Source organism: uncultured Zhongshania sp., assembly GCF_963975605.1.
GTDB lineage: Bacteria > Pseudomonadota > Gammaproteobacteria > Pseudomonadales > Spongiibacteraceae > Spongiibacter > Spongiibacter aquimaris.
Genome location: NZ_CAXBHN010000017.1, coordinates 17,192 through 41,357, shown reverse-complemented (window position 1 = coordinate 41,357; position 24,166 = coordinate 17,192). Strand labels below are relative to the sequence as shown.

Sequence of the window (24,166 nt, the reverse complement as noted above, 5' to 3'; positions counted from 1 at the left end):
CGATTGCGAGATGTGGAATATAGCAGCTCACCCCAATTACCTACTAGCTATTGAGATTTACTGCAAAAGGCACTACAGCCAAATGTCGATCAATTTTCACCACAGCATCTCGATAAATTGGAAGGTGATTTTTTTCTGCCTGCCAATGCTGATGAAATAGCTCGGTCGTTTCTTTAGCTACGTCGAGTACTAGCGTTTTCGGTATGCCTGCGCGCCCTGCCAAATGAATCAACTCTGCCTCGTTGAACTCATCGAACCGGCGCGTGCGACTGCATTTCAACGCCGTTTCGTTGTCGGGAATATAAGGGATGGTCGAGAGGAAGTCATAGGCTGGCGCTAGTCTAGCTACTCTCCGGTCAGGGTAATACATCGACCAATTTTTCAGGTGCATGTCGGCGTTGCCGATCAGGGTATTAAAGGTGAGACGCCGGATAAACTCACGCATGTCATCCTGGTCACTTTCAATAGCAATAACGTTCGCGATATTGGCAGCGCTCGCTTTTTTATATTTGTCTCGTGGGTAAACACCGAAGATTTGCGCGAAGTCTTCCGTATGAACCGCACTGCCATCACTCAAGCGATCAAAACGCTCAATCACGAAAGCCTTACCTGGCAGCGCTGAAACGTCTTTTGGCAGGCCGCCAATCTCATCTATATCAACAAGATCGACAGCTGGCACATTCATCCCCAGCATGCGGGCCAGGGTCATCATTGAATACTCGTTTTCGGGTACGCCCAGATACTTGTCAGACGGTAGTTTGACGATCCATGATCCACCCACCCCCTTTGCCGGAATAGTGAGGCCACCACTGGCTCCCTGCAACGCCGAAAACTTCAACTGCACTCCTGCCAACGAAAAGCGCAGTAATTTTTCTTCCCGCGCCTGCTTTTCGGCCTCATCAACAGGGTCTGACACTTCAGGCGGCCAGTCTTCTCCATCAGCTGGGCGTACCGTTACTGCTCCAGGGAGATCCCGCCCCAAAGCCCAAAGCAAAAAAAACTCGCGCTCAGGATTCACTCCAGCACGTTCAGCAAGGTAGTCCCGCATCCGCTCTTCTGGCAGCAGGTTAGAGAAAAAAGGCATGAGGCGGGTTTGATACGGCCTGAAGTCAGTGAGCAACTCACCGTAGTGATCCTTGAAGCCAAGGCTTAGGGTCGGTCGACCCGCGTCAGCGATATATTCCTCATTAAAGGCAAGCAGATTCCTGTCACCATCGACCCCAGTAAGGGTGCCGATAGGCTCACCATAAAGAAATACGTCCAGGACAGACACCTTAGGCATCATCATCTCCATCAAGCGAATAGGCCGAACGCCGACGACCTTCTAGCTCTGAGTCCCGCTGATGCACCGCTGCGTTACGCAGCCTATTCACTTCCTCAAGTACTGCCTGAAGGGACGACACTTCTGTCTTTCCAGTGATCAGTTTCTGCAACTGCTTAGCTAGCTGCTTAGCTAGCTCCTTGAGCTTGCCCTCACTTTCAGGAGGTAGAGATATTCGCGACAAGTCATTGATACGACTCCGCAATTGAGCAACGTCCCTATCGCCGGCAAGCGCTGTATTCAATTGATCCGCTGCTCGCTGCAACTTCGCCATCACGTCTAACATCGACTTTGATTGGGCCTTTGCTTGCGTGCTCCGAATGATGGAATTCACCGCCGAAAGTCCTTTTCGCGGTACCAGCTTCAACTCCATGTCCAAGGCACGAGCAATTTCAACCAAACTGGAGATGCGCAAATCCACGCCACCGGACTCAATCTTGGAGATATGACTCTGAGGTACACCAGATAAATCAGCCAGTGTGCGCTGACTCAGCCCCTTGGCTTCTCGGGCTTGTTTTAGCGACTTAGAAATGTCAATGACGGCACTCATTATGATCTACTTTAATAGATATATTTAAACCAATAATATGTCATTACATATCACACATCAACAGCACAAACAGGAAACCGATCTATCAAAACAGATAAAATAGATCAATGATCTACAATAATGCATCAAAAAATAGAGAAATACTCAAACCCACCCCCAGGCCAAATGCGTAACAGCCAACACCCCCAGCTATTCCACATACACCACTAGCTTGCCGATATTTCCGCCGCTCATTAGTTTCGCCAGTCCATCGGGGGCATTTTCCAAACCATGGATAATATGGTTCTTGTTAATCAGTTTTCCATCCAGGAGCCACTTTTCCATGGTCGCTAATACGTCATTTATTTGATGCAAATAATCCAGTATTAAAAACCCTTCCATACGCAGACGCTTAGAGGTAATTAGCGGGAAGTTTTTAACGCCGTACTGCTCTGACTTTCCATACTGAGAAACGCTGCCGGAGGCGACGATTCGTCCATTTATCGCCATATTCGGCAATACCGCGTCGAGAATTTCGCCACCCACATTATCAAAAAATACTTGGACGCCATCCGGCATCAGTTCCGCTACGGCGTGCTGTAAATTTGTCACGGCCTTGTAGTCGATGGTGCCATCCAGTTTGATCTTCTCTTCCAGGAATTGGCATTTATCTGCACCGCCGGCCAAGCCGTAAACTATGGCGCCGGCTGCTTTGGCAATTTGCGCGGCCATGATGCCAGTCGCGCCTGCAGCGCCACTGATGAGCACCTTGTCGCCCGCTTTAAGACGTCCAATTTCCATCATCCCGATATAGGCCGACCAGCCAGTAATTCCCAGCGTGCCGAGATAAGCATCTAACGGCACGTCCGGGTGGGGCTGAAACTTTAGCGTGATTTTATCACTCTGTAAGGCCTCACCATCGATCACTAGATAATCCGCCCAAGACTGCAGGCTAAGAATATATTCGCCCTCTTTAAACTCAGGATGAGCAGAGGCTTCAACACGGCCAATAATATTGCCGCGCATTAAATCGCCAATTTGTAGCTGCGGGAGATAGTCTTCTTTTTCGCTAAGCCATAATAGGTTGGAGGCATCCAATGACAGCAAACAGCTTTTGATCAATACTTGCCCTTGTTTTAAGGCCGCCACGGGACGAGATTCCCAACGCAATTCCGACCCATCGAGCTTATCTTTTAGATAATGATCAATGACCCATACATTGAAATGACCTGGTAAACCCATACCGATAACTCCTTGGAAAACAGTATCTCATTAATTTTATTTTCAACTATTTACTGCGCTTGAGATTTAGCTGCTCGCGCTGCTCTTTGCCAATGTTACATTAGCCGAGGAGATTTAATGATTATTATCCGCCCTAAATTTGTATTTCCCGACGAGCGATTTTTATGGATCTAGCAACATTAGCAAATACAATCTGGTCTGAGCTCTCACGGGCACAAGCAGATCGAGAACATCCATGGCGCACGCCGGTACTTGCCAGCGTTGACAGTGAAGGCTTACCTCAAGCGCGCAGTGTAGTGCTAAGAAAGGTTTGCAGCGACACTCAGACTTTACAGATTTATACAGATTCCCGCAGTCCGAAAGTTAAGCAATTACAGACATCCGCTCAGATTCAACTGGTATTTTGGAGTAGTTCGCTGAACTGGCAGTTGCGGGTAAGCGCTCAAGCTAAAATTTCAAGAAGGGGCCCCGATGTCGATGCCGCATGGCAACAAGTTAAGCAAAGCCCGGCCCGACAAGACTATCTCTCTCCCCTCGCGCCAGGCGACACGCTGGACACGGAATTGCATAGGGAGCCGAGCAACACTCATCATTTGGCCATTATTAGCGCGACCGTCACTAAAATGGATTGGCTGTCTCTAAGCCCGGCAGGGCATCAGCGCGCAGAAATTTCCGGGAACACCCTGCGCTGGCTAAGCCCTTGATCAATGGCTGCACAGTGACGAGTTTAAACTTACGTCTAGCTATTGGAGCGCGCGTATACTTTTCCAACCTTGAAAACTGTCAGAGGCAAACACGATCAGCAGCACCAAATATTATAATTTTGTAGCCTCTCGGCGATTAGGGACATGCAGCATCGCAGTCCGCACCCACTCGTTCGTAGCAGCGAGTCAGCGCTACATATCAGCAAGCTAGAGCATTTTCTGAACTACCTTGAGACGCCTTTGCGGTAGTGTTTTTAATAATAAATCGTCACGGTTACCGTATCGCTATAGCTACCTTGAGACGGTGTGATCTGTGGTGCTGTGCGAGCATAAATACTTTGCGCCTGGGCACTACCCGTGCCGGTATCGGCAAGCGTGTCGCTGTTGAGGGTATCACCCCAGCGCTGGCTTCGAGCGACATCTCGATATAACTCATAGCTTACATATTTGCCGGCGCCATTGTGCATACGACGGGTGCTACCGCTCGCATTCTGGCCGTTGTCTAGCCCGATCTGATACGGGGTGGTGTTGGTGCATTGCGGCGCGACAATAGCCGTGGTGTCTATATTGGCGCTGAGAACGCCTTGGGTGCCAAAGCTTATGTTTTGAACAGAAAACACCGGATTGCAGCTCGCCTCGACGGTGGCGCTAGCGACGAAGGGAAAACTGCCAGTCCCGCTAAATGTACCACCACTAGTGCAGCTAGTAGGCCATAATGGCGTACCGACCACCGCCTCATTGGCTCGAAAGGACATGAGTGCATCAACAACATTCGAAAAGTTGTTACTGTAACTCCCTGGGATAGCTGTGTTTTGAGCAGAAATGATGTCACCATAAACAGTAATGCTGCCACTTCCAGAACCGCCCAATACCGGTACCGAATACTGCAGATCAACCTCGTATTTATCCATCCCCGATATGGTATTAGGCCAAACCACTGTGCGCGCGGAATCCCGATAGAGATTGAACTGCAGCTCGTTGCCCCCACTGGTCATTCGTCTTGGCACGATGGTAACCCCTGAGCCTTGAGCGCCAACCCCAATACTGAAACAGAGCCTTACCCGCGCCGTTGCGAGCAAAGCTAAGCCGCCGGTATTGCATTGGTAATTGAGAGTCGCCGTCACACCGCCCCAACCAGTGAATGGGTCACTGGCACCAAAGCTAACATTAGTCATGCTCGCAGTGCAGCTCGTTGATGCCTGAGCAGCTGCCGGCATAGCTAAAAGCATTGTTAGCAACACTTTGCTTAAGTAACGCGTCGTCATGGTTGCTCTCGACAGATCAATGGTCCAATGGCGGAAATACCATCTATTTGCTTCGGCATGATTATGTCTACAACACAACTGTCACCCCCTTGCAGCTCTACGATAACAGGGTTGTGCGTGGGCAAAACCTCCACATATGCTTGGCCATCGTGCCCCACAATCGCGAGGGTGTTTCCGTCCTGCAGCAAACGGCTGCCAAGAGGAATTACTTGGCCATCGCTATTATGAAGGGTGAGTAAGACGGCACGTACTCGGCGCATACCGAAATCAACCCGCAGCCCCGCTCGCTCTGCTGGCACTGCTAGTACAGATTGCTTGTCGAATTGAATGTTACTTGGCAATTGCAAGGGATCTATGGAGACCTGATTGCCACGGTATGCACCCAAACCCGTCAACAAATAATAACCCTGTTTATTAGTGCGACCAATTGGGCGATTTTCTAAATTTACTGGCACGTCGGCAATGCCGTTAGTGGAGACCAATGCAAAACTGTCGCTGACCTCACGGGCGGGGAAAATACTTTGCGGCGCGTCGGCCATCCAAATGAATGAGCCACTTAGGTCACCGAAGGCTGAATCACCACTGGGTAACGAGCGAAACCCACCGCCAACCTGAGCGTAATCACCTCGGTAAAGTGCATCTGCTTGGACGTAATCAACCTCACCTGTACGTTGCATTTGCAAGCCCCAACCAGTACCGCCGTCGGCAGACACCCCGCGACGGAGATAGGCAGCCTGTTGCTTGGCGCCATCGCGATTGTGGCTGGCAGAAACACCGCCATTGACGCGACCACCGAGCGACACTGACAGGCCGGCATACAGGCTGTAACTTTCGCCGTTGTCGAGCTCGCGCGCCGCGTTAACAAACAGTGTGACGCCTCCCAAAAGGCGGCGGCTGTAGCTTGCGCCAATACTTCTAAAACGTCCTTCTTCCAAGGTATCTAGGCGGCTGTAGTTTAGCGATACTCGACCACTAGCACTGGAACCTACCCCGAGTAACAATCGTTCGGTACGCTGGGGCGGTGGGCGGCCGTCATTAGAGGCAATATCGCGGTAACTGCCAAAGCTGCGTTGCAAACTGTAATCGACGGTGACACCGAGACGACTCCAATTATATCCCAAGGTACGCTGCCAGCCGTCAGCCTGGTGGCCCACACTGCGCGCCAATGCGCCGCTAAACAGGCCCGCTTCACCCAAGGTAAATAAGGCCCCAAGACCACCAGCCACGAGCTGCTCATCAGCTTCCCCGTGTGTTTCTAGCGTGAGGGTATCGCTGAGACCATAACGCACGCTGCTACTTGCAACTGGGTGATCGCGATAACTAAACGAGTCCGTACCATATAGCTGGCGAACACTACCCGCCTCCAAAGAAAAATCACTGAGGCCGCGCTGCAATAAGCGAGGGGAACTGTAAAAAGAAAAGTCCTGCACCGTAGTGCGGCCAAGGGCATCGGTTAGCACCATTTGCGCTTGGCTCAAACCGCTAATCGTTGGCGCGCTATCAATGCGATAAGCGCCTGGTAAAACCTCCCCGCTGTATTGGCGCAGCCCCTCTACATAAAGCTCGACTTGCGATGGCAGCGCCGCTTCGCCGAAAAATGCGGGCAGCGGCTGAACAACTAAATCTGGCTGGAGGGAAAAATTACGCCGCAATTGCAAGCCACCTAGTCGCGTCGCACGGCTCCACGACAAGCCGCCACTAATAAAGTCCCCCGCGGTGACAGTGAGTAGATCGTCCTGCGACGACCAGGTCCAGTGAGTATCTAGACGAGTGTAATCGTCATCGCCATCTCGACTGTTTGTCCTTAATAAACCGGTAGTTTCAACGACCTGATTATCGACAAAGGCGCGCATTGCAGTGCTTGCCGCGAGATCGTACTCCCCCCGCTCATCTACCGTCGTGTACATATCGTAATTGAATAAAGCGCCGAGACTAGCCTGTGCATGAGGGGTGCGATTGCTATCTCTGCGATAAGCTTGCACGCTCATACTGAGTAGATGCGGCGCAGCCGTCAGGTGCAATTGCTGCTGAAGTACGTCGTAGCGGTATGTAAGATCGGGGATAGCGTCTAACGCTAGATACTGGTCATCCGACGGATTGGTCAAGACTATCCCAATTGCGACGAGGTGCAGGGGTTCTACATAAAACGCGCCATTGTGTGACATCACCTGCAGGATATATCTGGTGGGCACCATATTGAGAAACACTTCAAGATAAAGTGACTCTTGGCTACCCGGCATAACGGGGCCATCAAGAAGCATAATACTGCCATTAGTTGTCGACTCGGGAGTCGCGACAGAAGGAAAGTCAGCGTTAGCCCAAACCGATGCTAACGCACAGCTAATCAGTAAGGTCAGCTGGCGCCAGAGGGTGCCGCGTGGGCTGACCATTGACCTGCATCCTTATTTCCGTCGCTGTTGCCGCGCTACTGGGCAAATTAAAAGTCCAAATCCGCGAACTCCCCGCCAGTAAGTATCCTACTAGGCCTTTATGTTCATAGACAACGCGACCTTCGCTGCTCAATAACGCGAGGTTCGTAATCTGGGCGCGGCCGCTACCGGTATTTTCCGTCGTTAATTTCACGCCCGCCTCGGTATTTTGCAAGCGCAAATTAAGTTTGGCGGCAGTCTCACCAAAAGGGGATTCTATAAATGCTGGAACAGAAAAACGCAGTAAAAAATTAAGCCCTGGCTGCGCGCCGAGTTTACCGCCGACACCCAAATCATCGACTGACGCCGCAGGTAATTCATCTATTAAAATACGGAAACTGCGCTCACCTGAAACCGCGCCTAAGCCTGCGTCGCCGCGCTGAATAACCCGCAACACCTGTTTACCGCCCGGAGCGATATTTAAAAATGGCGGACTGGCTACCAGTGCAGTAGAAGGGGTAAGCACCTCTTTTCCATCCTGCTGTTGCCACATAAAAATACGCACCTGTGCGCGGAGCGCGGTGGTGCCGGTATTGCGCAGGGTCAAACCCTTAGCCACCTCATTGGGTGCAAACTCCAATAACGTGGGCGCAACGCCTAAACCGGCAGCAAATGCTGGAAGAATTGTCAGAGCCAGAAACAGCCCTAAGAAGTGATGTAGCCGCAACGAGGACCATAAGGCAGACAGTAAACGGCGCATAAAGTAGGGGCCACAACAATTTTTTAGAATGTAACGCTAACCGTCACTGTATCAGAATAAGCACCAGCGGGTGGCGTAGTAGCGTTGTCACCTGACTCAACGCGCCCATACACTGTTATATCCTGCTCAATGCCTGTACCGGTGCCCGCGTTTACACTGCCAAAGGTGGCACCATCGCCCCACAATGTACTGTGCCCATCATCACTGTAAAGGCGGTAACTAACAAAGTTAGTAACCCCAGCGTCGGCCATGCGACGAGTCGTGCCATCATCGTTGCCGCCTTGATCCAGCTCTAAGTCGTAAGCTGCATCGTCGGTACACGTAACAGACACCGTCGACGTCGCCGTGTAATTAGTGTTGAGCAACTGAACGGTACCAAAGCCCATGTCCGTGGCCGGAGTAGTCAGTTCACAACTGTCTTCGATGGTAATCGTGACATCAAAAGGTATGCTTGTTTGAGCGAATAAGCTACCCGACCATGTCAGCGTGGCAACCAGTAATCCATATAGGTAGTTTCGTTGAATAGTCATTTCTACATACTCTTTAATATAAAATCCTGTGGAATTTGAGTATATGCTTTCCAAGAATCACCTATAGCTAGTAATTGTACTGACCAAAGCTTCGCTTTAGCGCAGTAAAAAATCATGAAAAAACAGGTCTCAGAGGCCTTAAAAATTAACAAATACTCGCAAAATTTGAGGCCTGTCCTTAGACACCACAAATTTTATGAGGCTAAAGATCGCATTAAAAATGTTATTTAATTACTAAAAATATTTTCTCCGGACACATTTTTTATTTAGTAAAAATATGGATCGCTCGCGATTTCGTCGCGAGGTACTTTCTTAAACCTTAAAATCTGAATTGCAAAACGTACTACCACACTCAAGCTGAGCCGCCACTACAATTGCTGCTACTTTATTGTCGAAATAAAATAACCTTATTATCACAAGACATTTGGGACGAGCGCACGCTAATGCTAGCGAGTGTCGATATTCGTGGATTTCCTGAAGCTCGAACTGCAGCGCTTCGAACTGTGGATGATAAAGCACAGACTCTACAATTTTTTACCTACGCTAGAAGCCCTAAAGCATCGACAAGGGCGCTGCTTCTGGCGCGAACTTGCCGTAGGCAACACGATCTTCAGCAGAAATTTTACGCGGTAGGACGCAACACAGTTATTCGACAGAGCACATCGAATAGCTGTGTGCTGTATTATCGACTAGCATTTACGGCGACTATGTTGGATGTTTCCACGCCATCGCCGGCCGGCAAGACCGAGTCGTCACCATCTAACTTAATCAGATAGGCTAAAACATAAGCCGCGGGAAACCGAGCTACCGTATCGCGCCCAGGTTTCTTGGCTTCGAAGTACACCACTAAGCCTTTATTCATCGCCTCTTTTAATTGTTCACGACTTAAATCCGCGGTAACAATTTCGCGCTGATCGCACTTAAGAAAGGCGCTGGAGCAACGGGAAAACTTGCGTTCTTCGGCCTTGAAACGCAGTTGCTGGCCATCAGCCAGGGTCGCCGCCCGATAGTAGCGCCAGCCGCCAACGTATTGCATTTCTAGTAACACCTGGTGGCGCGTTACACCGTCGTCATCAACAATGGTGCGGAGATAGCGCTCGCTGAAGTCGTCGACCCAGCCCCTCGGAATGCGCTTAGTAATGCTCATGCCGCGCAATACCGTGTCTCTACCCGCTCCCACTTGCTCATAGCGGGTCAACTCAACCATGTCTTTCACTGTTAATACGTTTTGGTTTTCTGCCTGTGCCGACACCCCAAACCAACTAGCCAGCAATGCCATCAATAGAACTCTCATACATCCCCCTATTTACAGCCCTGAGTCGGGTTTGCGGTGTTTTTCCACAGCAACACCCCCAAAATTGACTTCGCAATCAATATCTACAGAAACCTGATAAGAACAGATCTTTTTCAGCGTATAGCAACGCACAAAGACCACCGCGCCGAAGGGCGGTGGGTTTCGGAGAGTATTCTAAAGTGGAGGGGCCGACGTCGCGCCGGCCCACGCTATGGCAAGCCCCTTATGACCAGCTCAGATCCTGCTTGCGAAACGGCGTGCTGCGCACTCGCTTACCAATCGCTTGATAGATTGCATTGCCAATAGCTGGCCCGATAGGCCCGACTGGTGCCTCGCCTATGATGGCAAAGCGATCATGGCCAGATAATGCCTCTAGATGAATATTAATTTCGGGGATATCTGCCATCTTGAGCATGGGGTAGCGGTCAAAATTGCTCTCGACTACGGCGCCATCCACGATGGTTAATCCTTCATTGAGAGACATGTTGAGCCCGAAAATAATTCCTCCCTCCAGCTGGGCAAGCACGGCATCCAAATTGACGGTACGACCGCAGTCAAAGGTAAAATCAATGCTATGCACGGTCAGCTTGCCCTCTTGGCTAACCTCGACATGAGCGACCGCACACACCGTGGCACCAGCCTGCTTTTCTCCTGAATGAGGCCAATTGCTAATGGCGATGCCGCGCCCCTGCCCTTTCGGCAAAGGCTTGCCCCAACCAGCTCGCTCCGCCGCCAACTTTAGGCAATGTGACCAAGCGGGGTCCCAATCTGCCAATAATTTCAGGCGATACTCTAGCGGATCAATACCGCCAGCCACCGCACATTCATCAATAAACGTTTCGACGGTAAAAGCATGGGCGTTGTAACAAGGAGCGCGATAAGCGCCAGTCGCGATATGCATAGGCAAATTGCTGGCCGCAAGACGCACATTGGGTATCGCGCCGCTAAACGCATACGCCATATCGGTAAAGCCGAGATTCAAGGCCATACCGCTAAAGCAGGTCTCGCCTTCCAAAGATTCGGGCATCCCTTGCTCATTGAGCCCAGCCCGGAAACGCGCAGCGAGCTGAGTTCGGTATGCGCCCTGCTGGGTTGTTTCTTCCCTCGACCAAATAACCTTAACCGGCACGTCGGGATACTGACGCGCAACAGCGACCACGGCGCGGACATCGTCGCCGATAACGCGGCGACCAAATCCGCCGCCAACCATGGTTTGATGGATAGTTACGTGATCTGGATGTATACCAGACTCGTCAACCGCAACCCAAAATGCCTGCTGCATATCCTGTGTTGAATGCCACAGCTCCAGGCTGTCTTTGGTATACAAGGCAGTGCCATTAAGCGGCTCCATGGTTGCATGTTCGCAGAACGGAGTTCGGTAGGTCGCCTCTACGGTTTTCGCCGTCTTTACCGCAGCGACATTCCCCGACTTAGTCAACGGCACGCCAGCCCAGCGCTCGAGAACCCGATCCTGACGCTCATGGATTTTCTCGTCGGAGCTCCAAAACGCGCCGAGGCCATCATCCCACTCCATCGGTAGCGCATCTAAGGCCTTCTTCGCCTGCCAGTAATGGTCTGCAATTACCGCCACACCACTGCGACACTCTGACCCTTCAAAACCAAAGGTAGGACTCGCGTCAACCGGTGAACCTGGGGTTGCGGAAGGGTCAATCACCACGACCGCGCGAACACCCGGCATAGACAGCACGGCTTCAGGATCATGGCTTTTTAGTAGGCCGCCGTGCACCGGAGATTGCCGCAAAGCCGCATAGACCATCCCCGGCCGCGTGACGTCTACACCGTATTCGGCACTGCCATTAACCACCTTGGGCAGCTGTACTTTATGGGGCTTGGTCTTACCCAGCAGCCTCCATTCACTCTGTGGCTTTAAGGAAGGTTCCGCCTCAAGTTCTACACTCCCAGCTTCCGCTGCCACTTCACCAAAACGCAATTTACGACCACTGGGCAGGTGAGTAAGGACACTGTTGCGGGCTTCAATTTCCGCTATCGGCACATCCCAACGCTTAGCCGCCGCCAGCTTAAGTCGCTCCCGTGCACTGGCACCCAACTGCATCGTGTAAGGCATACGATCATGATCGGTACTGTGGCCACCGAAAAACGGCTGCAGACCAACCGCGTAACTGCCAGGTTGCTTATACTCGCGGCTAAAAGAGGCAAACTCGACTTTGACATATTGCCAGTCACACTCAAGCTCTTCGGCAATATTCATGGCCTGCTGGGTAGATGCACCATTGCCAATTTCCGGTGTTGGTACGGTGACAATGACCGTGTCATCTGCGTGAATGGTCAACCACGGCGACAGTTCGCTGCCGCTCTTACCACCGGCTTTGCCGCTTTCGGACGCCGCCATAGAATCAATTGGGACCAGCTGCAGTGACAGCCCACCCGCCACCGTAGCGCTCGTGATTAGGAATTTTCTCCGCGACATTTTCATCTGGCTCATGCCCCCATCTCCTGCGCTGCGCGGCGGATACCTTCGCGAATACGAGGGTAGGTGCCACAGCGACAAATATTAGAGATATTGGCATCAATCTCCTCATCGCTCGGATTGGGTATGCGCTTGAGCAAATCGGCCGCCGCCATTAAGACACCAGACTGGCAATAACCGCATTGCGGCACGTTTAACTCCACCCACAATCTTTGCAATATGTGGTCGCCAGATTCAGACAAACCCTCAATGGTTGCAATGTCAGCGCCGTCCACTGCCTGCACGGGGATTAAACATGAGCGGGTAGCGTTGCCATTCAAATGAACGGTGCAGGCACCGCACATGCCAATGCCACAGCCAAACTTTGTGCCGGTCATCTGCAAATGGTCACGCAGAGTCCACAGCAACGGTGTCGTTGGGTCAATTTCGAGCGACTGGGCTTGCCCATTGACTGTAAATTTAATAGTCGTCATTTCAATCCCGCCCTCGATTTAGCCAGCGCCTCAAAATCAGCATTGATCGCTGCCAGCTTTTCATCTGTTATTGTTTTGGAATCAAACTTTTGCATGAATGCCAGCGTAAAGCCGCGGCCCTGATCTATACGCGGCTCGGTGGAAAAACCCGGTAAATATTTATCGACGATAGCCCGCGCTTCCGGGTCATCGAGTATGACCCCAACCAAGGTGGAGCTCGTGGTGTAAACAACCACGCTTGACCCTTTCAACTCAAGCAACTCAGCGTCTATTGCCGCCAGCTTTTCGGCGGTAATCATATCCGGATAAAACGGCTGAATATCAAGCAAGGTCAAAGGCCGTGCCACAGCAATTTGGCGAATCTCTGCGATCCCCGGAATATGGCGATCAAGGACTTGTTTTGCTTCGTCGTAATCCAACAGCGCGCCAATTTCAGACTCAGCAACGGAATATGAAATACCAGGAAGGGTCACCGCCGGCCCAGGCGGCGGAGGCATAACAAAAAACCAGATGGCGGCGAAAACGGCGAGTAATATCACTACACCGCCGACAATTATTTTAGATTTACGTCGGGTCATAGCCAGTGCTCTACAAACAATCAACAGCCACTATAGTACACCAGTGTTGATTATATATCTCACTTAAGCGACCACTTTTAATGACGATTTGTTAAGCTTAATTCAATCGCTACTGGCCAGGATCCCGGCCATTAATAACGCGCTCCCTCACACGCCCAGCGCTTTCCATAAACACAGGGTCGGCACTTTCCCCACATTGATAAAGGCCCCACGAAGGGGCCTTGCACAAAACATAGAAAAAACTCGGACCTAGACCCTTAGCTCTTCTAGCATTTCACTTGATATTCACAGGCTCAAAGACTATGCAAATCAATAAGCACAGATGATGATCAGCTTTTAAACTTCACTAAAAAGTTATAAAACGATGTCGCGAATTTACCGTAGGGTGGGCGCAATAATGTCATCGGCGAAAACGACGGCTGATAGTAAATTGGCCGCAATTTCGAAAACGTCACAAACCCTTCATAGCCGTGGTAATGCCCCATGCCACTTGGGCCAACTCCGCCGAAGGGAATATCGTGCTGTGCAACATGAAAAAGCGCATCGTTAACCGTCACACCACCGGACATTACGCGCTCAATATATTGATCTTGCAAAGCGCGCTTATTGGTAAATGGATAAATCGCCAAGGGACGATCATTGGCGTTGATATAGTCAATCACCTCATTTGGCTGATCGTAGCCCATCACCAACAACAAGGGGCCAAAGGTTTCTCGGCTGCGAATATTCATATCCGCGGTGGTATCGAGGATCAAATGCAGCGGCATTTTGCGCGTGGCAGGATCGCTGCCCTGCTCGCCGTGTAAATTAATTACCCGTGCACCTTTGCTGCGCGCATCTTCCAGGGTGCCTTCCAGTCGCTGCAAAGAACGGCCATCAATAATAGACGTGTAATCCTGGCTATTAATATCGGGACAGTGCTTTTTCACCCACGCCTGCGATGCGCTGACAAACTCTTCAATTTTAGATTGATGAACAAACACATAATCAACGTTGGTACAGATTTGCCCCGCATTAAACTGCTTAATAAATAGAATACGGTCTACGGCTTTTTCCAAAGGATAATCTGGATCGACAATGGCCGGCGCCTTACCACCTAGCTCCAGCACCACAGGTGTTAAATTCTTTGCGGCCGCCGCCATAACCGCGCGGCCAGTTTGACCAGAGCCGGTAAACACTAATAAATCAAAAGGCAGTGTCGAAAATTCAATCCCGACTTGTCCCGTTTCCTCAAAGAACACTAACTTCTCAGGCGGAAAATAATTCGGCACTATCGACGTTAACAAGCGAGTCAGGGCAATAGAATTTTCAGACATCTTCACCATAGCGCGGTTGCCCGCCGCAAAGGCTGCGGTGATCTGAGTCATACTAAGATTGATAGGAAAATTCCACGGAATGATGAGACCAACTACACCTAGCGGCTGGGGAATCACTCTATTTTTACCGCCGGGAAACATCATCTGATCAACGTGACGGCGCTGAACCTTCATCCAGCCCTTCATCTTTTTGATAATGCCATTGATGCCGTCAGTAACAGTGATAATTTCAGCGAACAAGCTTTCGTGGCGCGAACGATTGCCGTAATCCTCTGATATTGCAGCAATAATCGCGTCGCGGTTTTCATTGATCATACGTTTCAGGGTCAGCAGGTCTTGCTTGCGCTGCGCATAATCCGGCACCGGATCAGCTAGATAGGCCTTGCGCTGGGCATCAAAAGCCTGCTGTAAAATTGAAGCCTGTTCAGTACTATCTGCTATCTCAACACTGCTATTCATGCCCTGTTCTCCTATTCCAGATCTCAATTATGTTTATTTTAAAAGCCGGATTTACACCCAAACCGAGTAATTCCATCATACACCTCTCAATGTATTAGGTGTAACCATTCAAGTTAATAGCGTAAGCGCGCTGATTTCACACTTTTTCCTTAAACGTATTCAGAGCGGAAATAGCCGCAAGCGCAGAAGTCCAGCCCTCAACAGCCAATCACGCTATAAGTAAATACCTGAGCTCAAAATCTGCCACCGGTGTTTACCCTGCTTATGAAGCACCCAATTCGCCAGCGCGGTTTCTCCGTCACCTAATGTGACCAACAATTCGCATGCACGGGAATCAAACAAACGCCACCCAGATATCTCGCAGAATTAAAATACAAACCGCACTTTTCTTGTTGTAAATCAAATTCTGAACTCAAGATTAGTCGTCTAATAAGCAGACAAGAGAAAAGCAATTTGGAAAAATGGAGAACCGTGATGAAAATGTTAAAAGCAGCAGCCTGTGTTTTGACGGGAGCGAGCCTGTCCTTTTCCGCGCTAGCTTATGAAGCGGGAGATTGGATAGTTCGCGCAGGGGTAACACAGGTCGCCCCTGACGCCTCTAGCTCCGCTGTTAGTGTTAACGGCGACAATGGTGCGGCGCTCGGCGCCAACAGCGGTGTCGACGTAGACGACAATGAACAACTAGGCCTAAACATTCAGTACATGATAAGCAAACAGTGGGGAGTAGAATTACTTGCGGCAACCCCCTTTAAACATAAGGTAAACGGTACGGGGGATATAGCCGGGCTAGACGTTGGCGAAGGCAAACAGCTACCACCAACCTTAAGCGCGGTGTACTACGTCGATACCGGTTCGGCATTTATGCCTTACCTGGGTGCCGGTATTAACTACACCGTATTTTTTGACGCGGAACCCAGTGACTCATTAAAGTCTGGGCTTGGCGCTACTAAAATGAAAATGGACGATTCAATTGGCCTTGCTGTCCAAGTCGGTGTCGACTACAAAGTGAATAAGCAATGGCTGGTAAACGCGTCCGTACGAAAAATTGATATTGAAACAGACGCCACCATTAGTCTCAGCAATGGAGACAGAATTGACGTCAATGTTGATATTGACCCCTACGTATACACCCTATCAGTAGGTTATGTATTCTAGGAATATCAACCACAGAAGCCAAACACCTCCACAAATTGAGTAGAGGTGTTTATTTTTTTCATTCTTAGTCATAAATAACACCGCGACCTACTTTTTATTACCAGTACTTATTGGTATCGCCATTTAATTTAATGCATTAAAGACGGCCACCTATTATTTTTTCATCACGAAGATAAATGCTTATAACGGGCCAGCAGTTTTAGCGCACATCGATGATCCCGAAAACCGAATCAAATCAAAAAATCCACTCGCCTGTTTCCACGTCACCTTCAGGTATTCGCCAAGTCTCTTTAAGCTCTTCGAGCCAGACTTTAGTTATTTTATTTACCATTGACACCTGGAACTCTATCAACTCGCCAGCTTTTTAAATGCACACAATGGCCGAAAAAATCTACTGGTTTATTTATAAATGAGGAGGAATTATTAATTTAATAAAATACAGAATGGAATAAATGCGGAATTTTAAGAGGAAGTGCTTGGGTGCGGCCGCAAGGTCTTTCCCTTACGGCCACACCCAAAAGTATTACTTTATTTTTGGATTTAAACGGCCTGAGTCATATTCCATATACATGGCTTCTAAACTCATCGGTTTAATCTTAGAGGCATTACCCGCGGTACCGAAGGCTTCATAGCGAGCAACGCAAATCGCCTTCATTTCTTTAATAGTTTCTTGCAGATATTTGCGCGGATCAAATTCACTTGGGTTTTGCGCTAGGAAGCGACGAATCGCACCGGTCGATGCCAAACGCAAATCGGTATCGATATTTACTTTACGCACACCGTATTTAATACCCTCGGCAATTTGCTCAACCGGCACGCCATACGTTTCAGGAATTTTACCGCCGTACTCATTAATAATCGCCAGCCAATCCTGAGGCACACTAGAACTACCGTGCATAACCAAATGGGTATCTGGAATACGTGCGTGAATCGCTTTGATACGGTCAATTGCCAAAATATCGCCTGTAGGCGGACGGGTAAATTTGTAAGCGCCGTGGCTAGTGCCACAGGCAATTGCCAAGGCATCTACACCGGTTTTAGCAACAAAGTCTGCCGCCTCTTCTGGATCGGTCAGCATTTGGTCGTGAGACAATATACCTTCGGCGCCGACGCCATCTTCTTCGCCAGCTTGACCGGTTTCAAGCGAACCTAGGCATCCCAACTCACCTTCAACCGATACGCCGCAGGCGTGCGCCATATCAACCACTTTGCGAGTCACATCGACGTTGTAGTCATACTCAGCCGGTGTTTTACCGTCTTCTAATAAAGACCCGTCCATCATGACCGAGCTAAAGCCCAGCTGCATAGAGCGCTGACAAATTGCAGGGCTAGTGCCGTGATCCTGGTGCATAACCACCGGGATTTCAGGGAATTCTTCAATCGCCGCCAAAATCATATGGCGCAGGAAAGGGGCGCCCGCGTATTTTCGCGCGCCAGCAGAAGCCTGCATGATGACGGGACTATTGGTTTCGCGAGCCGCCTCCATAATGGCGCGGGTTTGCTCTAAATTGTTTACATTAAATGCCGGTACGCCATAACCGTATTCGGCGGCGTGATCCAACATTTGACGCAGACTGATAAGTGCCATTAGTGATTTCCTTTTAAACTCATTAATAATTCGTTTGGTCGGAGGTCAGAAGTCTGAAGTCCGACGAACAGTTCGCGTCCGACGCCAGACGTCAGACAGCCCCACCAGCCCGCTCTTCTAAGATCGCTACCGCAGGCAATACTTTACCTTCTACATATTCCAAAAATGCACCGCCGCCAGTGGAGATGTACGACACTTGATCGGCTATACCAAACTTATCGACAGCAGCTAGGGTATCACCACCACCGGCAATGGAAAATGCGCTGGATTCTGCAATAGCGCGAGCAATGTCTTCGGTGCCATCGGCAAATTGATCAAACTCAAATACGCCAACCGGGCCATTCCAGATGATAGTGCCAGCTTGTTTCAGTATTTCGGCAAGGCAGGCAGACGACACGGGGCCGATATCAAAAATCATATCGTCATCACCGACATTTTCAACCGGACGCAAGGTCGCAGGCTCTTTTGGATCGAATTTCTTACCTGTTATCACGTCCGTCGGAATCGGGATATGGCACTTTTCCATCAGGGCTTTTGCCTTGGGAATCAGATCTTCTTCATACAACGATTTGCCCACATTGTAGCCAGCCGCCGCGAGGAAGGTATTAGCGATACCGCCACCAACCACCAGCTGGTCAACTTTGTCTGACAGGGTTTCGAGCACTTCTAATTTGGTCGATACCTTTGAACCGCCGACGATGGCGACAAAGGGACGCGCGGGATTTGCCAAGGCGCGCTCTAAATTCTCTAACTCACTAGCCAGCAAAGGACCAGCGCAGGCTATCGGCGCGTATTTGGCCACGCCGTGGGTTGAGGCTTGCGCGCGATGCGCCGTGCCGAAGGCGTCCATCACAAACACATCGCACAGCGCCGCATAGGCTTTTGCCAGATCGTCGGCGTCTTTTTTCTCACCAACATTGAAACGCACGTTTTCCAGCAGAGCGAGCTGGCCATTTTCTAGCGATACGCCATTCTGCCAATCATCTAGTAAGGCTACTGGTGTGCCGAGTGCCTCACTTAAATAATCCGCAACGGGCTTGAGAGAGTACTGCGCGTCAAACTCGCCTTCTGTCGGACGGCCAAGATGAGACATCACTATCACTTTCGCGCCGGCTTCGAGCGCCAACTTCAAGGTGGGCAATGCCGCACGCAGGCGGGCATCTGAACTTACTTTGCCTTCGCTGATAGGCACATTCAGATCTTCTCGAATCAGTACGCGCTTACCGGCCAGATCCAAATCCTGCATTTTAATTACTGCCATGTTCTATTCCCTGTTCTTCGAGAGTCACTGTTCAAATAAGCCATCGCGGCTTGTTCAATATTAAATCTAATCTAGCGCAGATGATAAACCGCCATACCCTATGCAATATTTGGGCACAGTCCAAACTTTGCGCCTATTGCAGCCAGTGGGCGGTGACATCCAACATTCGGTTTGCGTAGCCCCATTCGTTGTCGAACCACGTAAACAAACTCACCAACTCGCCCGCAACACGCGTCTGCCCCGCATCCACAATCGCCGAACGCGGATCATGGTTAAAATCACAGGACGCCAGCGGTTCATCGCTATAACCCAATATACCTGCCAAGCGCCCATTGGCCGCCATTTTCAAGGCCGCGTTCACATCCTCTGCACTCACGTCGGCATCCAAGCTGACGGTTAGCTCCATCGCCGACACATTGTGGGTGGGGATACGCACCGCCCGCGCCGCAAAACGGCCGTCAAGTTCGGGAATAATGCGGCCAATGCCCGCAGCCAGGCCGGTATCGACTGGAATCATCGATAAGCCCGCCGCGCGGGTTTTTCGCAAATCGGTATGGTGATAGGCGTCCAATACCGGTTGATCATTCATGGCCGAATGAATGGTCGTGATGCAACCGGACCGCACCCCAAAGGCTTTATTCAAGACATCGATCACCGGCACAATGCCGTTGGTTGTGCACGAGGCGTTGGAAACAATGCGCTGCTCTGGATCAAGCTCTTGATGGTTTAGCCCGTACACAATGGTCGGAATACCTGGCTCACCAGGCTGCGACAATAAGACGTGACGGGCACCGCGCTCAATGTGCGCCTCTAAGTCTGCATAGCGACTGATGACGCCAGAACACTCCAGCACCACATCGACGTCGTGCCGCGTCCAGTCTACATTCGCCATATCGTCGTGATGACTAACGGCAATCACATCGTCATTAATCACCAAACTGCCATGACGATGCTCAACCGAGCCAGGAAAGCGCCCGTGGGTGCTGTCGTATCTGGTCAGGTGTGCAATGGTCGCCAGGTCCGCTGGCTCATTTATTGCGACAATCTGCATGTTTGCCCGCAAAGGCGATTCGTAAAGGGCGCGTAATACACAGCGCCCTATGCGGCCGTATCCGTTTATGGCCAGTCGTAGCATTAGGATCTGCTCACACTAATCTAAACATTCTTCAACGGCTTCAACCACCGCGTCAGTCGTGATGCCAAAATACTCAAACAAGGCATCTGCCGGCGCAGATTCGCCAAAGCTGTCCATACCCACAATGCGGCCATCGAGGCCAACGTATTTGTACCAGTAGTCGCGGTGGGCGGCTTCAACGGCAACACGGGCGGGAACGCTGCTCGGCAATACCGACTCGCGGTAGTCACCGTCCTGGCTATCGAACACGTCGGTGCTTGGCATAGATACGACCCGCACTTTTTTGCCTTTGCCGCTCAGTATTTGTTGCGCAGCCATCGCCAGCTTCACTTCTGAACCTGTCGCAATAATGATGGCCTCTGGCACGCCGTCGCAATCGCTTAAGACATAAGCACCGCGGGCAACGTTGGCCAATTGCTCAGCATCGCGCTGCTGATGTGGCAAACCTTGGCGGGTGAAAATCAGCGCGCTTGGGCCGTCGGTGCGCTCAAGTGCCGCTTTCCACGCTACCGCAGATTCGGTCATATCGCAGGGGCGCCACAGCGACATATTTGGTGTGCCGCGCAAGCTGGCGATTTGCTCGATGGGCTGATGGGTTGGGCCATCTTCGCCCAGGCCGATCGAGTCGTGGGTGTAAATATGAATTACCCGCTGCCCCATGATCGCCGCCATACGCACTGCGTTGCGGGCGTATTCCATAAATACCAGGAAGGTTGATCCGTAGTTAATAAAGCCGCCGTGCAAGGCGATACCGTTCATCATCGCCGACATGCCGAATTCACGAACGCCGTAATGCAGGTAGTTACCGCTGGCGTCTTTGGCACTGATGGCTTTGGCGCCCTTCCAAATCGTTAAGTTAGAGCCGGCCAAATCCGCTGAGCCACCAAAGAGTTCTGGCAGCATTGCACCGTAGGCATCTAAGCACAACTGAGACGCTTTGCGGGTAGCGACATCTTTCGATTCTGCTTGGCACTGCGCAATATAGGCATCGGCCTTGGCAGCAAAATCTGCGGGTAAATCACCGGCAGCGCGACGGCCAAATTCTGCCGCCAACTCTGGGTATTTAATCGCATAGCCTTCAAAGACTTCGTCCCATGCGGCTTCCAGGGCCTTGCCTTTGTCCTGGGCATTCCAGTCCTCATAGATTTCTTCAGGAATTTCAAAGGGCGGATACGGCCAGCCCAGAGCTTCGCGGGTCAGGGCAATTTCAGCATCGCCCAGCGCAGCGCCGTGGCTTTCTTCTTTACCTTGTTTGTTTGGCGAGCCTTTACCGATGATGGTTTTGCAGCAGATTAAGGTCGGCTTGCTTGTCTCTGCGCGCGCGGCTTCAATGGCGCGGGCGATCTCGGCGCTATTGTGGCCATCAACAGCGGGGATAACATGCCAGCCGTATGCTTCAAACCGCGCTGGGGTATCGTCGGTGAACCAACCTTCTACTTCACCATCAATCGAAATACCGTTGTCATCGTAGAAAGCGACCAATTTACCTAGACCCAAGGTGCCAGCCAGTGAACACACTTCGTGGGAAATACCTTCCATCATGCAGCCATCGCCAAGGAAGGTATACGTGTAGTGATCGACAATATCAAAACCGTCGCGGTTGAATTGCGCGGCCAATACTTTCTCTGCCACCGCCATGCCCACTGCGTTGGCGACACCCTGACCAAGCGGGCCAGTGGTTGTTTCTACGCCCGGCGTATAACCGTATTCCGGATGGCCCGGCGTGCGGCTGTGCAACTGGCGGAACTGCTGTAAATCTTCAATCGCTAAATCGTAACCGGTGAGATGCAGTAAGGAATAAATCAGCATCGAGCCGTGACCGTTCGAAAGCACAAAGCGGTCGCGGTTTACCCACGACGGATTGTTTGGATTGTGTTGCAAGTAATCGCGCCACAAGACTTCGGCAATATCGGCCATCCCCATGGGAGCGCCTGGGTGACCAGAGTTGGCTTTCTGAACGGCATCCATACTGAGGGCGCGAATGGCGTTAGCTAGATCACTGCGAGAGGGCATCGGTGGCTCCTGAAATTTTAGCGGGCTGCAAAGAGGCGGTATTTTCCCCTACCAGCGACCAGACAGCAAATAGCAGAAGCGTAAAAATGGCCTATTTACTTGCGTCATTTGCCATCCACAGCGAAAATCATTGCCTCTGCGAACAATTCAGGTCCAAAACCCCATGTTCAACAATATTTTGATGGTATGTATCGGCAATATTTGCCGCAGTCCATCCGCCGAATACCTGCTTAAACACAAGCTGGCTCACAAACCCAATATCACCATTCACTCCGCTGGCTTGGGCGCCTTAGTAGACAAGCCCATCGATCCCAGTGCCGGCCAACTTCTTAGCGCCAATGGCGTCGACGCCAGCGAGCACCGCGCGCGCCAGCTCACTACCGACATGCTATTAAAAGCCGACTTAATTTTGGTAATGGAACAACGGCATATAAAAGGCGTCACCGATCTTGCTCAACAGGTCAGCGGAAAAACCTTTTTGCTGGGGAAATGGTCGCAAAATCAAGCTGTTCCCGACCCCTACCGCAAAAGCATGGAAGCCTTTGAGCACGTCTACGGTCAGATAGATCAATTCACCGATGACTGGCTGAAGTATTTGTAAAAGAGTCGGACGCCAGATGTCAGGCGACTGACGCCAAAGAAACCTATATCAATATTTTTTGATATAGATAAAAAGCCCTGCTACACTGCGCGGCATGAACACTGCCCCCCAAGCCTCGAGCAACAGTACTTCGCTAGATACCGAGCTATTGCAACTTTGCAAAGCGGGCGGTGATGCGCTGCGTCTGCAGGTTTTACGGGTGCTAAGTCGCGACGCTTACTCTGTTCAGGAGCTTTGCCATATTCTGGACTGCCGCCAATCCGGCATGAGCCACCATTTAAAGACGCTGACTGTCGCTGGACTCATCACCAAGCGCCGCGAAGGCAATAGCCTATTTTATCGCCGCACTTACACGCCGAGCCTTCCGGAACTGAGCGCCTTGCATGACGCATTACTCGGCAGCGCCGATTTAATCGTCTTAGCCAGTGACCAGCAGCAGCGCTTGGAGCAGGTGTATTTAGAACGCGCCGAACGCTCGCGGGTATTTTTTGCCGAGCACGCTGGCGAATTTGGCGAACAACAGGAACAAATGGTGGCCTACGGCGTGTACGGCCAGAGCTGCCTTGAATTACTGCGCAGCAGCCAGGCCAACGGCGGAAAGCTGGCCATTGAAATAGGCCCCGGCGAAGGCGCGTTTTTAGCAGAATTGTCACCCCACTATGACAAGGTCATTGGCGTGGACAATGCCGACACCATGCTTACCCGCGCCAATGAATTTATAAACCAACAAGCCTTGAGCAACGTATCGTTCATTCTCGGCGACAGCCGCAACGCGAATCTGCAGCAAAATGCGGCGGACTGCGTAGTCAGTAATATGGTGCTGCACCACGTGCCCTCGCCGGCAGAAATATTTAAAGACGCGGCGCGGCTGCTAAAACCCGGCGGTATTTTTTGCGTCACCGATTTATGTCGCCACGATCAAAGCTGGGCGCGCGATGCCTGCGGCGATTTGTGGCTGGGCTTTGAGCCCGACGATCTAACGGAGTGGGCACAGGCCAGTGGTCTGCAGGACGGCCCCGCTGCGTACTTAGCTCAACTAAATGGATTTCGCGTACAGGTTCGGCAATTTATAAAACCCGATCATGTTCAACTTCACACCAAGAACCGCAGCGTTTAAAAAACGT

Annotated in this window: 20 protein-coding genes; 4 read left to right on the top strand and 16 right to left on the bottom strand. The window is 51.0% G+C overall.

Translation table 11 applies throughout. From position 1 onward, the window contains the following. Window positions 1–43: 43 nt before the first annotated feature. From AAC007_RS13545 to AAC007_RS13535, 3 genes are all read right to left on the bottom strand, one after another. On the bottom strand, window positions 44–1,282 hold the full coding sequence (locus tag AAC007_RS13545) for a HipA domain-containing protein (RefSeq protein ID WP_339677473.1): 1,239 nt from the start codon (window positions 1,280–1,282) through the stop codon (window positions 44–46). Then, window positions 1,275–1,871: a helix-turn-helix transcriptional regulator gene (locus AAC007_RS13540; protein ID WP_339677471.1), complete on the bottom strand. Its 597-nt coding sequence runs from the start codon at window positions 1,869–1,871 to the stop codon at window positions 1,275–1,277. The genes AAC007_RS13545 and AAC007_RS13540 overlap by 8 nt, the downstream gene beginning before the upstream one ends. A gap of 189 nt (window positions 1,872–2,060) precedes the next feature. Further along, the gene (locus AAC007_RS13535; RefSeq protein ID WP_339677469.1) at window positions 2,061–3,092 is read right to left on the bottom strand and encodes an NADP-dependent oxidoreductase; all 1,032 of its coding nucleotides are present in this window, start codon (window positions 3,090–3,092) and stop codon (window positions 2,061–2,063) included. Between the two features lie 164 nt (window positions 3,093–3,256). Here AAC007_RS13535 and AAC007_RS13530 point away from each other — a divergent pair, with 164 nt between their 5' ends. Next, on the top strand, window positions 3,257–3,796 hold the full coding sequence (locus AAC007_RS13530; protein ID WP_295874475.1) for a pyridoxamine 5'-phosphate oxidase family protein: 540 nt from the start codon (window positions 3,257–3,259) through the stop codon (window positions 3,794–3,796). A 254-nt stretch (window positions 3,797–4,050) separates the two neighbouring features. Here the strand turns inward: AAC007_RS13530 and AAC007_RS13525 are convergent, their stop codons facing one another. The 9 genes from AAC007_RS13525 to AAC007_RS13485 form a co-directional block, all read right to left on the bottom strand. Continuing rightward, window positions 4,051–5,061 carry a spore coat protein U domain-containing protein gene (locus AAC007_RS13525; RefSeq protein WP_339677468.1) on the bottom strand — a complete coding sequence of 337 codons (1,011 nt, stop codon included), beginning with the start codon at window positions 5,059–5,061 and terminating at the stop codon, window positions 4,051–4,053. Then, complete coding sequence (locus AAC007_RS13520) at window positions 5,058–7,451, bottom strand: fimbria/pilus outer membrane usher protein (RefSeq protein WP_339677467.1); 2,394 nt, start codon at window positions 7,449–7,451, stop codon at window positions 5,058–5,060. Before AAC007_RS13520 ends, AAC007_RS13525 begins: the two co-directional genes overlap by 4 nt. After that, window positions 7,402–8,190: a fimbria/pilus periplasmic chaperone gene (locus AAC007_RS13515; RefSeq protein ID WP_339677465.1), complete on the bottom strand. Its 789-nt coding sequence runs from the start codon at window positions 8,188–8,190 to the stop codon at window positions 7,402–7,404. The genes AAC007_RS13520 and AAC007_RS13515 overlap by 50 nt, the downstream gene beginning before the upstream one ends. Before the next feature lie 23 nt (window positions 8,191–8,213). After that, window positions 8,214–8,720, bottom strand: a complete 507-nt coding sequence (locus tag AAC007_RS13510) for a spore coat U domain-containing protein (protein WP_339677463.1) — start codon at window positions 8,718–8,720, stop codon at window positions 8,214–8,216. Between the two features lie 682 nt (window positions 8,721–9,402). Then, window positions 9,403–10,014: a hypothetical protein gene (locus tag AAC007_RS13505; RefSeq protein WP_339677461.1), complete on the bottom strand. Its 612-nt coding sequence runs from the start codon at window positions 10,012–10,014 to the stop codon at window positions 9,403–9,405. A gap of 223 nt (window positions 10,015–10,237) precedes the next feature. Then, window positions 10,238–12,478, bottom strand: coding sequence for a molybdopterin cofactor-binding domain-containing protein (locus tag AAC007_RS13500; protein WP_339677459.1), 2,241 nt, complete (start codon window positions 12,476–12,478; stop codon window positions 10,238–10,240). Next, window positions 12,475–12,936, bottom strand: a complete 462-nt coding sequence (locus AAC007_RS13495) for a (2Fe-2S)-binding protein (protein ID WP_339677457.1) — start codon at window positions 12,934–12,936, stop codon at window positions 12,475–12,477. Before AAC007_RS13495 ends, AAC007_RS13500 begins: the two co-directional genes overlap by 4 nt. Continuing rightward, window positions 12,933–13,514: a hypothetical protein gene (locus AAC007_RS13490; protein ID WP_295874569.1), complete on the bottom strand. Its 582-nt coding sequence runs from the start codon at window positions 13,512–13,514 to the stop codon at window positions 12,933–12,935. Before AAC007_RS13490 ends, AAC007_RS13495 begins: the two co-directional genes overlap by 4 nt. A gap of 329 nt (window positions 13,515–13,843) precedes the next feature. Further along, window positions 13,844–15,289: a coniferyl aldehyde dehydrogenase gene (locus AAC007_RS13485; RefSeq protein WP_339677454.1), complete on the bottom strand. Its 1,446-nt coding sequence runs from the start codon at window positions 15,287–15,289 to the stop codon at window positions 13,844–13,846. A 474-nt stretch (window positions 15,290–15,763) separates the two neighbouring features. On the opposite strand from AAC007_RS13485, the gene AAC007_RS13480 reads away from it, so the two are divergent. Then, the gene (locus tag AAC007_RS13480; protein WP_295874575.1) at window positions 15,764–16,444 is read left to right on the top strand and encodes an OmpW family outer membrane protein; all 681 of its coding nucleotides are present in this window, start codon (window positions 15,764–15,766) and stop codon (window positions 16,442–16,444) included. 523 nt (window positions 16,445–16,967) lie between these two features. Here the strand turns inward: AAC007_RS13480 and fba are convergent. The 4 genes from fba to tkt form a co-directional block, all read right to left on the bottom strand. Further along, window positions 16,968–18,032 (bottom strand): class II fructose-bisphosphate aldolase, encoded by a 1,065-nt coding sequence (gene fba / locus AAC007_RS13475; protein ID WP_295874579.1) that lies wholly within the window; start codon window positions 18,030–18,032, stop codon window positions 16,968–16,970. 91 nt (window positions 18,033–18,123) lie between these two features. Further along, window positions 18,124–19,293, bottom strand: coding sequence for a phosphoglycerate kinase (locus AAC007_RS13470; RefSeq protein ID WP_295874581.1), 1,170 nt, complete (start codon window positions 19,291–19,293; stop codon window positions 18,124–18,126). A gap of 133 nt (window positions 19,294–19,426) precedes the next feature. Then, window positions 19,427–20,428, bottom strand: a complete 1,002-nt coding sequence (locus AAC007_RS13465; RefSeq protein ID WP_219042994.1) for a glyceraldehyde 3-phosphate dehydrogenase NAD-binding domain-containing protein — start codon at window positions 20,426–20,428, stop codon at window positions 19,427–19,429. A 15-nt stretch (window positions 20,429–20,443) separates the two neighbouring features. Next, window positions 20,444–22,441, bottom strand: coding sequence for a transketolase (tkt, locus tag AAC007_RS13460; protein ID WP_296435021.1), 1,998 nt, complete (start codon window positions 22,439–22,441; stop codon window positions 20,444–20,446). A gap of 163 nt (window positions 22,442–22,604) precedes the next feature. Between tkt and AAC007_RS13455 the strand changes: the two genes are divergently transcribed. Both AAC007_RS13455 and AAC007_RS13450 read left to right on the top strand, forming a co-directional pair. Further along, a complete protein-coding gene (locus AAC007_RS13455; RefSeq protein ID WP_339677447.1) occupies window positions 22,605–23,042 on the top strand; it encodes a low molecular weight protein-tyrosine-phosphatase in 438 nt (145 codons plus the stop codon). Between the two features lie 94 nt (window positions 23,043–23,136). Then, entirely contained in the window at window positions 23,137–24,159 is a 1,023-nt protein-coding gene (locus AAC007_RS13450; protein WP_339677445.1) for a metalloregulator ArsR/SmtB family transcription factor, read from the top strand. The last annotated feature ends 7 nt before the right edge of the window (window positions 24,160–24,166 follow it).

Coding starts and splice junctions, on each gene's coding strand:
- AAC007_RS13520 (WP_339677467.1), bottom strand. CDS start 7,451: ATGGTCAGCCCACGCGGCACCCTCTGGCGCCAGCTGACCTTACTGATT.
- AAC007_RS13510 (WP_339677463.1), bottom strand. CDS start 8,720: ATGACTATTCAACGAAACTACCTATATGGATTACTGGTTGCCACGCTG.
- AAC007_RS13515 (WP_339677465.1), bottom strand. CDS start 8,190: ATGCGCCGTTTACTGTCTGCCTTATGGTCCTCGTTGCGGCTACATCAC.
- AAC007_RS13525 (WP_339677468.1), bottom strand. CDS start 5,061: ATGACGACGCGTTACTTAAGCAAAGTGTTGCTAACAATGCTTTTAGCT.
- tkt (WP_296435021.1), bottom strand. CDS start 22,441: ATGCCCTCTCGCAGTGATCTAGCTAACGCCATTCGCGCCCTCAGTATG.
- AAC007_RS13495 (WP_339677457.1), bottom strand. CDS start 12,936: ATGACGACTATTAAATTTACAGTCAATGGGCAAGCCCAGTCGCTCGAA.
- AAC007_RS13455 (WP_339677447.1), top strand. CDS start 22,605: ATGTTCAACAATATTTTGATGGTATGTATCGGCAATATTTGCCGCAGT.
- AAC007_RS13450 (WP_339677445.1), top strand. CDS start 23,137: ATGAACACTGCCCCCCAAGCCTCGAGCAACAGTACTTCGCTAGATACC.
- AAC007_RS13480 (WP_295874575.1), top strand. CDS start 15,764: ATGAAAATGTTAAAAGCAGCAGCCTGTGTTTTGACGGGAGCGAGCCTG.
- AAC007_RS13545 (WP_339677473.1), bottom strand. CDS start 1,282: ATGCCTAAGGTGTCTGTCCTGGACGTATTTCTTTATGGTGAGCCTATC.
- AAC007_RS13530 (WP_295874475.1), top strand. CDS start 3,257: ATGGATCTAGCAACATTAGCAAATACAATCTGGTCTGAGCTCTCACGG.
- AAC007_RS13505 (WP_339677461.1), bottom strand. CDS start 10,014: ATGAGAGTTCTATTGATGGCATTGCTGGCTAGTTGGTTTGGGGTGTCG.
- AAC007_RS13470 (WP_295874581.1), bottom strand. CDS start 19,293: ATGGCAGTAATTAAAATGCAGGATTTGGATCTGGCCGGTAAGCGCGTA.
- AAC007_RS13500 (WP_339677459.1), bottom strand. CDS start 12,478: ATGAGCCAGATGAAAATGTCGCGGAGAAAATTCCTAATCACGAGCGCT.
- AAC007_RS13485 (WP_339677454.1), bottom strand. CDS start 15,289: ATGAATAGCAGTGTTGAGATAGCAGATAGTACTGAACAGGCTTCAATT.
- AAC007_RS13465 (WP_219042994.1), bottom strand. CDS start 20,428: ATGCTACGACTGGCCATAAACGGATACGGCCGCATAGGGCGCTGTGTA.
- AAC007_RS13540 (WP_339677471.1), bottom strand. CDS start 1,871: ATGAGTGCCGTCATTGACATTTCTAAGTCGCTAAAACAAGCCCGAGAA.
- AAC007_RS13490 (WP_295874569.1), bottom strand. CDS start 13,514: ATGACCCGACGTAAATCTAAAATAATTGTCGGCGGTGTAGTGATATTA.
- AAC007_RS13535 (WP_339677469.1), bottom strand. CDS start 3,092: ATGGGTTTACCAGGTCATTTCAATGTATGGGTCATTGATCATTATCTA.
- fba (WP_295874579.1), bottom strand. CDS start 18,032: ATGGCACTTATCAGTCTGCGTCAAATGTTGGATCACGCCGCCGAATAC.